Origin of the sequence: Cohnella herbarum (assembly GCF_012849095.1) — a bacterium.
GTDB classification, from domain to species: Bacteria; Bacillota; Bacilli; order Paenibacillales; family Paenibacillaceae; genus Cohnella; species Cohnella herbarum.
Window position 1 is genome coordinate 1534825 of the sequence record NZ_CP051680.1, and the last position, 12439, is coordinate 1547263.

9 protein-coding genes are annotated in these 12439 nt (G+C 51.1%); 1 reads left to right on the forward strand and 8 read right to left on the reverse strand.

What is annotated here, in order from left to right:
• Positions 1 to 5: 5 nt before the first annotated feature.
• A complete protein-coding gene (locus HH215_RS06640) occupies positions 6 to 1952 on the reverse strand; it encodes a glycoside hydrolase family 127 protein (protein WP_169279185.1) in 1947 nt (648 codons plus the stop codon).
• A gap of 129 nt (positions 1953 to 2081) precedes the next feature.
• Here HH215_RS06640 and HH215_RS06645 point away from each other — a divergent pair, with 129 nt between their 5' ends.
• The gene (locus HH215_RS06645; protein WP_169279186.1) at positions 2082 to 2930 is read left to right on the forward strand and encodes a helix-turn-helix domain-containing protein; all 849 of its coding nucleotides are present in this window, start codon (positions 2082 to 2084) and stop codon (positions 2928 to 2930) included.
• Positions 2931 to 2947: 17 nt separating this feature from the next.
• Here the strand turns inward: HH215_RS06645 and HH215_RS06650 are convergent, their stop codons facing one another.
• The 7 genes from HH215_RS06650 to HH215_RS37180 all read right to left on the reverse strand — a co-directional run bounded on the left by HH215_RS06650 (position 2948) and on the right by HH215_RS37180 (position 12240).
• Positions 2948 to 3877 (reverse strand): NAD-dependent epimerase/dehydratase family protein, encoded by a 930-nt coding sequence (locus tag HH215_RS06650; RefSeq protein ID WP_169279187.1) that lies wholly within the window; start codon positions 3875 to 3877, stop codon positions 2948 to 2950.
• A gap of 22 nt (positions 3878 to 3899) precedes the next feature.
• Positions 3900 to 4904, reverse strand: a complete 1005-nt coding sequence (gene dmpG, locus HH215_RS06655) for a 4-hydroxy-2-oxovalerate aldolase (RefSeq protein ID WP_169279188.1) — start codon at positions 4902 to 4904, stop codon at positions 3900 to 3902.
• 13 nt (positions 4905 to 4917) lie between these two features.
• On the reverse strand, positions 4918 to 5787 hold the full coding sequence (locus tag HH215_RS06660) for an acetaldehyde dehydrogenase (acetylating) (RefSeq protein ID WP_169279189.1): 870 nt from the start codon (positions 5785 to 5787) through the stop codon (positions 4918 to 4920).
• A gap of 18 nt (positions 5788 to 5805) precedes the next feature.
• The gene (locus HH215_RS06665) at positions 5806 to 7572 is read right to left on the reverse strand and encodes a thiamine pyrophosphate-binding protein (protein WP_169279190.1); all 1767 of its coding nucleotides are present in this window, start codon (positions 7570 to 7572) and stop codon (positions 5806 to 5808) included.
• 175 nt (positions 7573 to 7747) lie between these two features.
• A complete protein-coding gene (locus HH215_RS06670) occupies positions 7748 to 11380 on the reverse strand; it encodes a BclA C-terminal domain-containing protein (protein WP_310735611.1) in 3633 nt (1210 codons plus the stop codon).
• Positions 11377 to 11682: a hypothetical protein gene (locus HH215_RS37175; RefSeq protein WP_310735561.1), complete on the reverse strand. Its 306-nt coding sequence runs from the start codon at positions 11680 to 11682 to the stop codon at positions 11377 to 11379. The genes HH215_RS06670 and HH215_RS37175 overlap by 4 nt, the downstream gene beginning before the upstream one ends.
• 102 nt (positions 11683 to 11784) lie before the next feature.
• A complete protein-coding gene (locus HH215_RS37180; RefSeq protein ID WP_310735562.1) occupies positions 11785 to 12240 on the reverse strand; it encodes a hypothetical protein in 456 nt (151 codons plus the stop codon).
• Positions 12241 to 12439 lie beyond the last annotated feature (199 nt).

The following is a 12439-nucleotide window of genomic DNA, read 5'->3' on the forward strand; positions in this document are numbered from 1 at the left end:
CCCAATCAGCTACGTAGCCAAACGCTCATCTCCCCGGGCTGGCGATTTCCCCACAAATAATAGGGAATCGCTTTGAAGCGGACGGGCCGCGTCTGGTCCTTGAGCGGCTGGTAAGGCTGTCCCTCCGACCAAACGGAATCGTCGACGACCAGCCCGTCGCCCTCTACGATAACGCAACCGTCGAGCAGATCGGCGACAAAGCTCTCCGTAAGCTTCGGTTCTTCGGCAAGGGAGAACGAGGAAAGCGGAGTCACGTTATCCGCTTCTTCGACACAATAGACGAGCGGGCCGCGCTGAATGGCGGCCTTGCCCGCGTCTGCTCGGATTAACGGGTGGGCGGCGATCAGCTTCGTCTCCAGCGGTAACAACCACTCCACTCTATCGCCTTCCGACCAGATTTGCTCCGCTTTCGCATATCCGTTATCCACGCGATAATTTTGAGTTTCCCCGTTCACTTTCATAACCGGCAGGCGGCTCTGGAACCAGCCTGGTACGCGGAGCGCTAACTCAAACTCGGCGCCATCGCCGCCGTCCGGAATCGATACCTCGAATTCGACCTTGCCGTTCCAAGGCAGTTCCGACCGCTGGCGCAACGTCACGCTTCGTCCGGCAAGTTCGAACGAGACTTCGCTGCCGATAAACAAATGTGCATAGACCGTCTTGCCGTCATCGGATACGTCGTAAATGTAATCGCTCAACGAGCTGAGCAGACGGGCTACGTTAGGCGGGCAGCAAGAACAGCCGAACCACTTCTGACGTACGGCCTTCACATGATGCCTGTCGGGATTTTTGGCGCTTGCGTCCGGCCATACCTCTAACGGGTTCACATAGAAAAAATGCTTGCCGTCTTTAGACATGCTTCCAAGCACATTGTTGTAAAGCGCCCTCTCCATTACGTCGGCGTATTCGCTCTTGGCTTCTATCTGCAGCATCCTTCGCGCCCAGAAGATCAAGCCGATCGAGGCGCAAGTTTCCGCGTAAACGGTATCGTTGGGCAGGTCGTAATCGAACGAGAATGCTTCGCCGAGATGCGTCGAACCGATGCCACCGGTAATGTACATTTGCTTGCCGGTCGTATTAGCCCACAGTCGCTCGCAGGCTTCGCGCAGTTTGGCGTCACCTGTCAATCGCGCCAGATCGGCCATCGCCGAATACATGTAGACGGCCCGCACGGAGTGTCCGACGGCAGCCGATTGCTCTCGTACGGGAAGATGGCTTTGATACATTTCGAGATTGGGCTCGGACGTTGTTCCCTGTACCCAGTAGCTTGTCCGTCCGCGGCGCTCCCATTCCTCGAAGAAGTAGTTCGGCTTACTTCCCCGCTCATCGATGAAGTAGCGGCTTAGGTTCACATAACGTTGTTCTCCCGTCACCCGATACAGCTTGACAAGAGCCAACTCGATCTCCTGATGGCCGCAATATCCCCGAATTTGGCCCGGCTTCGTTCCGAATTGGTTATCGATAAGGTCGGCGAAACGGCAGACGATATCGAGCAGCTTGCGTTTTCCCGTGGCTTCGAAATAAGCGACGGCGGCTTCGATCATATGACCGGCGCAATATAACTCGTGAGCTTCGTAAAGATTGGTCCATTGTTTGCCTGGTTCCTTGATCGTATAGTACGTATTCAAGTATCCGTTCTCATGCTGGGCTTGACCGATCAAGTCGATCACGTCATCGGCGATCTTCTCGAGTTCAGGGTCCGGATGATGACGGAGCGAAAAGCCGACCGCCTCCAACCACTTGGCCAAATCGCTGTCTTGAAACACAAAGCCGCCGAATTCGCCTTCCTTCAGCCCTGCGGCAATACGGAAGTTTCGAATCGCATGGCTAGGTTCCGCGCCTTCGATCCGATCGTTCAGCGCTTCCCACTGGTAAGGGATGACGGTTTGGCGAACCAGCTCCGAGTAACCATTCCAAAAATCGTCTTGGATATATACTTTCGTCTCCCGCATAAGAACCTCCATGAAAATATAGAATTTGACTCCTTATAGGTTCGAGTATATGCTTTTTCCAAAAGGCGAAATAGGAACGGAATAAACTTTTTTTTATACAAAATGACACAGAAGGTTGAGGGAATTGGGATGAGTGAAGCGTCCATCGTTGAGTTGCAAGCCCCTCCGCTCCCGTATTTCGTGGAAGCCGGGCGTGCGGAGTTCCGGGCCGGCGATCGTCATCCTAATCGAAGAAACCTCGGCATTTACGATCTGCTGATCATGGCCGAGGGAGAGCTTCATATCGGAGAAAACGGGAAAGAATGGTCTCTACGCGAAGGAGATACGTTATTATTGCTGCCTTACGGGGAGCATTATTCGGTCAAGCCATGCGAGCGGAAAACGGTGTTTTACTGGGTTCATTTTGAGCATGTAGCCAAGCAGCAAGGTGTTCACGCCGAAGAAACGGACACCCATGCATTGCTTCCGTTCGGTAATCCCTACTCGCTTCGAATTCCTAAACAGATTTGCTTGTCCAATCCCCAGATCGCCTTCGAACTGATGCGACAGCTGTTGCTGCTGCCGGTCGGCGACTCTTTCTGGGAAGAACAGCGCCTGTTTGCCGGAATTCTCGCCCTGCTGGAGGAAGGAAGGTCGAGCGGGACAAGCTCGTCCGCGACCCGGTTGGCGGAGAAGGCCGCAGCTTACCTTCAATTAAACTTCCGAAATGAAATCACGAACGAGACTCTGGCTGAGGAGCTCCATTTTCATCCCAACTATATCGTTCGCTGCATGAAAATGAAGTACGGAGTCACGCCGATTCACTATTTGCTCGAGTTCCGCCTAGAGCGGGCCAAGCGTCTCCTCGTCTCTACGGAATGGTCGATTGAACGGATCGCGGAAGAAGTCGGTTTTCGGTACTCCCCCTACTTCTCATCCTCTTTCAAGCGCAGCGTCGGCCTGTCTCCTCTCAAATACCGTAAGCAGTATGTGAATTGACGGATGTGTTACATGAATTACAATATGTAATTTAATTCGGATATAATCGCATCTTTGGAAGAATATTGGGGCTGGTAGCCAATCATATCCGATTTCCTGTTAAGCGAATAGTAGTTTGATTTCAAGCCCGTGACCGAAGTAATTTCCGTTTCCTTTTCGATCTTGACCCTTAATCCATAGTTCTTCTCGAAAAATTCAAGCATCTGGAACTTACTGATCGGTTCTAAGCTATACACATCGAACACATCGTTAATATTGCGAATATTAATGCATCTTTCGATTAACTCAACCAAATCCCTAGGATGTATGTAATCTCTTACCATGTCGTTACTTCCCGTTACAAACTCTTTATCTCGTTTTAAACTATTGACGATCTCGCTAAGAAAATAAGGCATTTTCAAATCGATATACCTGCTGAAAAATCCGAATACTCTTAAATCCACGATATTGAATTTAGAAAATGACCGATGCTTGGCCTCCGTATTCATTTTGGAAATGGTATAGTAATCCGTTGAAGAGATGTTATTGATGTTGATGACGGCTGTTTTATTCTGATCCGCGGGCGTATTGAAATTTGAACCGTAGGCAATGCCGCTGCTAAAATTGATATACAAAGTTTTGGGACTGTTTTCTATATACCTTAAGGCTAAATTATCGAATTCCTCGGTCAATCTGAATATATCCCCGCCTACTTTTTTCAATTTGGCAGGATCGCCGATCCCCACGCAATTCATAATCGCGTCGTAGTTCAGCTCCATGAAGGAACTAAAAGAATGGACTGCTATACCCGAGCAATCAGCGATCTCGGCTTTAAGGAAGGCTTGTAACCGTTCCTGATTTCTAGCAAACAGAAATAATTCGTAATTCGTATTTTTGGATAAACCCATTATGATATTTTTGGCAATATGCCCCGTGGCTCCTAAAATCGCAATTTTAGTTTTACTCATAGGATCTCCTTTCTATTCGTCATTATCGTAATTGGGAAAGACTCACGGCAACCTCTAGAATCAAATCCTCCTGACCTGCGACTACTTTTCTTTTGCCCAACTCGAAATAAATGTCTTTGGGATCCAGATTATATTGTTTGGCTATTCGCTCCACGGGTTTTGCAAATCCCGAAAATACACCCGCCATTCCGCTAACAATGCTAGACGAGCTAATCGTCGGAACCGTTATGAAGTTTTGCTCGGCTACATCGGAAGCATCCAATAACCTGTATAAGTCAATTCCAGTCTCATATCCCGTTAATTGCAATACAGCGATGAGAACTTCTAATTGGGCATTTCCTGCCCCTGCTCCGAAGCCTTTCATTGTAGCATCTAATATAGTTGCCCCCTCTTCGATTGCGGCAACGGAATTTGCGATGGCCATTCCCAGATTATTATGAGCATGAAATCCGACTGGAATATCCAAGCTGCTTACCAAAGCTTTCATTTTCTCTTTTACCTCTTCGGGTAAATAGGCACCAGCGGAATCCATGATTATGATGCCTTGAGCGCCATAGCTTTGCATTTTCTTCGCTTCGGCAATTAAGATCGAAGCTGGTGCCATATGCGACATCATTAGAACGCCGTAGACTTCTCTTTCCCTTGTACGGCAATGCTCGATATGCCTCTGCGTAACATCCGCTTCCGTACAATGCGAGGCAACTCGTATGACATCTACTCCGATATCTATCGCATTGTTTAGATCTTTCTTAATGGTAGCAAAGCCTGGAATCACATGAATGCCTAACTTCGTTCTCTTCAAATGTTCTCTGCATACTTCTAGCATTTGTTTATCCGAAACGAGACTCTCGCCTAATTGCAATGAAGATGCCCCGAGTCCGTTACCATGCCCGACTTCAACGATGGGAATCGACGCTTCTTCTGCCATTCGGGTATAAGCGCTAATCTGCTCTACGGTTAATCGATGATGAATGGCATGTGATCCGTCCCTTAAGGTTGGGTCGCTAATTAAAATAGGTCTCATCATCTACCCCGCCCCTTTAGAGATTGTGTATTTTAGCGTATTCTTCCGCAATCGCAATAGCAGCACAGTTGATAATGTCTAAATTACCTGCGTACGTAGGCAAATAATCGCCTAAGCCCTGTACTTTAACCATGACAACAATTCTCCCGTTCTCGATCGTAGGGGGAACAATCAGCTTGTATCCGGGTACGAAGCTTTGGATGGAGGTTATCATTTCATTCACGGAAGACAACAGAGCATCCATATCAGGCTTGTCGACTAACGCGAATATCGTTGTTTGCATATCGATGCAAGGATTTGCCGGATTTAAATTGAGGATCGCCTTTGCTCTATTACAACCCGAAAAGTGCTTGATTGCTTCTTCCGTCGTCTCAATATATTCATCCAGGTTTGTTCTTGTTGCGGGTCCGGCGCTTTTCGAAGATATGCTCGATACCACTTCAATGTAATTCACGTTCTTTTGCGACTTACCGATGGCATACGCAATCGGTAAAGAGGCTTGTCCGCCGCAAGTAATCATATTTACGTTGTCTCGATCCAGGCATTCTTTCAAATTGATTGCGGGGACGCACATTTCCCCGATATTGGACGGGGTCATATCGATTACGAATTTTCCTAATCTCTTCAATATGGGCGCGTGATCTAAGTGATCCCTTGCCGAGGTCGCGTCGACGACTACATCGCATAAAGATGGATCCATCACAATGGAGTTGATGCTTGTATCATACGTGGGGACTCCTAAACTTCGAGCCTTTAGCATTCCTGGAGAATTCGCGTTTCTTCCTATAAACATCGTGCATTCCAGATAAGGCGATCGTATTATTTTTATAAGGAGATCCGTTCCTATATTGCCGCTTCCCACTATGGCCACTTTTAATTTATTCATTTTTATCTCCCCAATAGTTCAAACGGAATTTGAGCGATATTCCTCTCTGGGTAGAAATGGATACATATCATCGTAAGGCATCGATATCATCGTTCCATCCTCCATTTTCTTCGATGAAATCCTCGGTATTAATAATTGATCGGGGGGCGTGATGACCTCGCAGATCAATGATCCCTCATACGCAAATAGTTCCTCTAGTTTGAAGTCCAATTCTTCGAGGTTAGAAATTTTCATATATCCTAATCCGAACGTATCGGCTACCTTGTCAAATGGCGCAAAACTAACGCCGGTCGAAGGGCTTTCCCCGATGAGTCTTCCTTCCATAAAATTATGTTGAGTGTGCCGCATCAACAAATATCCGTTATTGCTGAATAAAATGAACTTGATAGGCAGCTTGTATTGATTAATCGTTTGCAACTCTTGAAGGTTCATCTGGAAAGATCCGTCCCCGGTTATGCAATATACTTCTTGATGTTTCAATGCAACAGACACGCCTACCGCTCCGGGAGAATACCCCATCGTAGATAATCCGCCGGTGATGATGTGTCTTTGCCCGAATTTCACCTTAAAAGCTTGAGCATGAACATGAAAGCATGAACCTGTATCGACGACAAACACGTGATTGGACAAAGCCTTTTCCGAAAATTTAGAGACAAAACGATAGGAGTTAATGCCATTGCTATCATCGTCATACTCTGCGAGGTCAACCGGATATTTTAGCTTCCATTGTTGCGTTTGTTCTATCCATGCTAGTCTGCTTTCCATCGGAGGTAGCGACTTCGTTATTTTCTCGAAAAACTCGCCTGCATCTCCTAAGATAGATAAATCAGCGGAAACCGAAGGTTTATTGATTTCTTTCTCGTCGATATCAACATAGATTTTGTAAGCCTGACTCGCGAAATCTTGAAAATCATAACCTACCAAACCTATGCCAAGCCTACAACCTACCGTGATAAGGAGATCGCATTTTTGAATCGTAAAGTTAGCCGCGCGTTCCCCATAGGTGCCAGGTCTGCCAACAAAAAAAGAATGGCCATGGTCTATTAAGTCCATGCCTAATCTCGAAGTTAATACGGGGATTTTTGCTTGGTTAACAAAATCATGAAACTTGTCGATCGCATTGGATAATCTTACGCCTGCGCCGACTAATAGACAGGGTCTCTCGCTCGATAATAGGGCTTCCTTGACTTGTTTAATTTGTTGTTCAGTTATATGCGTCGTTATGCTCAACTCGGGCGTATACCCTTCAAATTCATCGGGATCGAATAAAGCACCCTGAATGTCTACTGGAACTTCAAGATATACGGGTCCGACTCTATTCGTCTTAGCCAAGTGAATGCATTTCTCTACTTCAACCTTCACTTTTGAAATATCATCGAGCAAAACCGCATATTTGGTTATATAAGAAAACATGGGCAGCGAGTCGAATCCTTGCAAAGGAAATTGTCGGGGCCCTTTGATTTTAGCTAATGACACTTTTGAGTTTCCTGCCACAATAATCATAGGAGACGAGTCAATATAAGCACCGGCGACACCGGTTATCGAGTTTAATGCACCCGGTCCGGCAGTAACATAAGCGACCCCTAGTCGATTTGTAAATCTTCCGTATGCCTCTGCCGCCATTGCCGCTGCTTGCTCATGGTGACATGAAATATAGGTCTGATGTTTATGTTGATAAAGAGCATCCGTTAAATGCATGATCATTCCGCCGGTCACAAGAAAGACTTGCTCTCCGCCAGCTTCGTATAACGCATTCGTAATATAATCGGCAACGCGCATTCGCATAATGCCCCACTCCTCACCACGTACCTGAAGTGCTTTGTCCTAATTATCATATTATGGAAGCAAGTCAGATATGATTCGATGAAAGTCATTAATAGCATTAAATAAGTAGACAAAAAAAGCAGGTTCATAATGGTGATATCCGACCATAATGAACCTGCTGAATAAAATTCCCGATCTAACCAATTTGAATGATATTGATCGTAGCGCCAGGTGGCGATAAAACGACGGTAGCCACAAGTCCAAAAAATTGGAGTGTTATCGTCGAGTTAGCCGGAACGGTAATAATAAAATCAGATGTTAAAAGAGAAGTACTAATCGTTGGCGAAACAACAGAAGGCGGCACCGAAGCCCCATTCAATAATATTCTTGATTGAACTAGTAAAGCAGCAGTCGTATTAATTTTATAAGAAATATAATACCTTCCCGCATTTGCGAGCGTAAATGTGTCATTTGCACCATTAATCGTGATATTTGCACCAATATTCTGGTTATTAGGCAGTGAAACATTAAGGCCACCTAGTACCACTAGAAATGTTCCCGATGTGTTTTCAGCGAATGCCGAAGTGTTCGTGATATTTGTTCCTGTTGCTCCTGTAGCTCCCGTCGGTCCGATGACTCCAGTTACTCCGGTTGCTCCCGTAGCTCCCGTTACGCCTGTTGCCCCGGTTGCTCCGGTTGCTCCGGTTGCTCCCGTTGCTCCTGTTGCTCCTGTTGCTCCGGTTGCCCCTGTTGCTCCCGTTGCTCCGGTTGCACCCGTTGCTCCGGTTGCCCCTGTTGCTCCCGTTGCACCCGTTGCTCCGGTTGCGCCTGTTGCTCCCGTTGCTCCTGTTGCACCTGTAACCCCTGTAACCCCTGTCGCTCCCGTTTCGCCCGTTGCTCCTGTTGCTCCTGTTGCTCCTGTTGCTCCGGTTGCGCCTGTAACCCCAGTTGCTCCGGTTGCTCCTGTTTCGCCAGTTGCTCCCGTAGCACCCGTTGCGCCGGTAGATCCTGTTGCACCTGTTGCCCCTGTTGATCCTGTAGCACCCGTTGCACCGGTTTCTCCTGTTTCGCCCGTAGAACCTGTAGCCCCAGTTGCTCCTGTTGCTCCTGTTGCTCCTGTTGCTCCTGTTGCTCCCGTAGCTCCCGTTGCTCCCGAAGAACCTGTAGCCCCAGTTGCACCCGTTGCACCTGTTGCACCTGTAGCCCCAGTTTCCCCTGTTGCACCTGTAGCTCCCGTCGGTCCGATGACTCCAGTTACTCCGGTTACTCCGGTTGCTCCCGTTGCACCTGTAGCCCCAGTTTCTCCCGTTTCGCCCGTAGCTCCCGTAGCTCCTGTATCGCCAGTTGCGCCTGTTGCACCAGCTGCCCCTGTTGCACCGGTTTCTCCCGTAGCCCCAGTTGCACCTGTTGCTCCTGTTGCACCCGTTGCACCGGTTTCTCCCGTAGCCCCTGTTGCCCCTGTTGCACCGGTTTCTCCCGTAGCTCCTGTTGCCCCCGTTGCACCTGTATCCCCAGTTGCTCCTGTTGCACCTGTTGCTCCCGTTGCGCCTGTTGCTCCTGTTGCACCGGTTTCTCCCGTAGCTCCTGTTGCCCCTGTTGCACCGGTTTCTCCCGTAGCTCCTGTTGCACCGGTTTCTCCCGTTGCTCCTGTTGCACCTGTAGCCCCAGTTGCACCTGTTGCGCCTGTTGCCCCTGTTGCCCCTGTTGCCCCTGTTGCACCTGTTGCACCTGTTGCACCGGTTTCTCCTGTTGCTCCCGTTTCGCCCGTAGCTCCCGTTGCACCTGTAGCCCCAGTTTCTCCTGTTGCACCTGTATCCCCAGTTGCGCCGGTTGCTCCCGTTTCGCCCGTAGCTCCTGTAGCCCCAGTTGCTCCTGTTTCGCCTGTTGCTCCCGTTGCTCCTGTTGCACCTGTAGCCCCTGTTGCCCCTGTAGCCCCAGTTTCTCCTGTTGCACCTGTAGCCCCAGTTTCTCCTGTTGCACCTGTAGCCCCAGTTTCTCCTGTTGCACCTGTAGCCCCAGTTTCTCCTGTTGCACCTGTAGCCCCAGTTTCTCCTGTTGCACCTGTAGCCCCAGTTTCTCCTGTTGCACCTGTAGCCCCAGTTTCTCCTGTTGCACCTGTAGCCCCAGTTTCACCTGTTGCACCCGTTACACCGGTTTCTCCTGTTGCTCCCGTTGCTCCTGTTGCTCCTGTTGCTCCCGTTGCTCCTGTTGCTCCCGTTGCTCCCGTTGCGCCTGTTGCTCCTGTTGCTCCGGTAGATCCTGTTGCTCCGGTAGATCCTGTTGCTCCGGTAGATCCTGTTGCACCTGTTGCTCCTGTATCGCCAGTTGCGCCTGTTGCTCCAGTTGCCCCTGTTGCACCCGTTGCACCTGTATCCCCAGTTGCTCCGGTTTCTCCCGTTTCGCCCGTAGCACCCGTTGCACCTGTTTCGCCCGTAGCTCCGGTTTCTCCCGTAGAACCTGTAGCCCCTGTTGCTCCTGTTGCTCCTGTTGCACCTGTTTCGCCCGTAGCGCCCGTTGCACCTGTAGCCCCAGTTGCCCCTGTTGCACCTGTAGCTCCCGTTGCACCGGTTTCTCCTGTTGCTCCCGTTTCGCCCGTAGCTCCCGTTGCACCTGTAGCCCCAGTTGCACCTGTTGCTCCTGTTGCACCGGTTTCTCCTGTTGCTCCTGTATCGCCAGTTGCGCCTGTTGCTCCTGTTGCTCCTGTTGCTCCTGTTGCTCCCGTTACTCCTGTTGCACCTGTTGCACCTGTTGCACCTGTAGCCCCTGTAGCCCCTGTAGCCCCAGTTTCTCCTGTAGCCCCAGTTTCTCCTGTAGCCCCAGTTTCTCCTGTAGCCCCAGTTTCTCCTGTAGCCCCAGTTTCTCCTGTAGCCCCAGTTTCTCCTGTAGCCCCAGTTTCTCCTGTTGCACCTGTAGCCCCAGTTTCTCCTGTAGCCCCAGTTTCTCCTGTTGCACCTGTTGCACCTGTTGCGCCTGTATCCCCAGTTGCTCCCGTTGCTCCTGTTGCGCCCGTTTCGCCCGTTGCTCCGGTTTCTCCCGTTGCGCCTGTTGCTCCCGTAGCTCCCGTTGCTCCGGTTGCCCCTGTTGCACCGGTTTCTCCTGTTGCTCCCGTTTCGCCCGTAGCTCCCGTTTCGCCAGTTGCGCCAGTTGCTCCTGTTGCCCCTGTAGCCCCAGTTGCTCCCGTTGCTCCTGTTGCTCCTGTTGCACCGGTTGCGCCGGTTTCTCCGGTTGCTCCTGTTGCACCTGTATCCCCAGTTGCTCCGGTTTCTCCCGTTGCACCGGTTTCTCCTGTTGCTCCCGTTGCTCCTGTTTCGCCCGTAGCTCCTGTTGCACCGGTGGATCCTGTTGCGCCTGTTGCACCCGTTGCACCGGTTTCTCCTGTTGCTCCTGTTGCACCTGTAACCCCTGTCGCTCCCGTTTCGCCAGTAGCTCCCGTTGCTCCCGTTTCGCCCGTAGCTCCCGTTGCTCCTGTTTCGCCCGTAGCGCCTGTTGCTCCAGTTGCACCTGTAGCCCCTGTTTCGCCCGTAGCTCCCGTAGAACCTGTAGCTCCTGTTGCTCCTGTTGCTCCGGTTTCTCCTGTTGCTCCGGTTGCTCCTGTTGCACCAGTTGCACCTGTTTCTCCAGTTGCCCCAGTTGCCCCAGTTACCCCAGTTGCCCCTGTTTCTCCTATTGCACCGGTTTCTCCTGTTGCCCCTGTTGCACCCGTTGCACCGGTTTCTCCTGTTGCTCCCGTTTCGCCCGTAGCTCCGGTTGCTCCCGTAGAACCTGTAGCCCCAGTTGCCCCTGTTTCGCCCGTAACGCCCGTTGCACCTGTAGCCCCAGTTGCACCTATTGTTCCCGTTGCGCCTGTTGCTCCTGTTGCTCCTGTATCGCCAGTTGCACCTGTTGCACCTGTTGCACCTGTAGCCCCAGTTGCTCCCGTTTCGCCCGTAGCTCCCGTTGCTCCTGTTGCTCCTGTTGCCCCTGTATCCCCAGTTGCTCCCGTTGCTCCTGTTGCGCCCGTTTCGCCCGTTGCTCCGGTTTCTCCCGTTGCGCCTGTTGCTCCCGTTGCTCCTGTTGCTCCCGTTGCTCCTGTTGCTCCTGTTGCTCCCGTAGCTCCCGTTGCTCCGGTTGCCCCGGTTGCCCCTGTTGCACCGGTTTCTCCTGTTGCTCCCGTTTCGCCCGTAGCTCCCGTTGCTCCCGTTGCTCCTGTATCGCCAGTTGCGCCTGTTGCGCCTGTTGCCCCTGTTGCCCCTGTTACACCGGTTTCTCCCGTAGCTCCTGTTTCGCCCGTAGCCCCTGTTGCTCCCGTTTCGCCCGTAGCTCCCGTTGCTCCTGTATCGCCAGTTGCACCTGTTGCTCCAGTTGCACCTGTTGCACCTGTTGCACCTGTAGCCCCAGTTGCTCCCGTTGCTCCTGTTGCTCCCGTAGAACCTGTCGCTCCCGTTTCGCCCGTAGCTCCCGTAGCTCCCGTTGCTCCTGTATCGCCAGTTGCGCCTGTTGCTCCAGTTGCACCTGTTGCTCCAGTTGCCCCTGTTGCACCCGTTGCACCTGTTGCTCCTGTTGCTCCCGTTTCGCCCGTTGCTCCGGTTTCTCCTGTTGCTCCCGTAGCTCCCGTTGCACCTGTTTCGCCAGTTGCACCCGTTGCACCTGTATCCCCAGTTGCCCCTGTTGCTCCTGTTGCACCTGTTTCGCCCGTAGCGCCCGTTGCACCTGTAGCCCCAGTTGCTCCCGTTTCGCTCGTAGCTCCCGTTACTCCTGTTGCTCCTGTTGCTCCCGTAGATCCTGTTGCACCTGTAACCCCAGTTGCTCCTGTTGCACTTGTAACCCCAGTTGCTCCTGTTGCACCTGTAACACCAGTTGCTCCTGTTGCACCAGTTTGACCTGTTGTGCCGGTTGCCCCAGTAGCTCC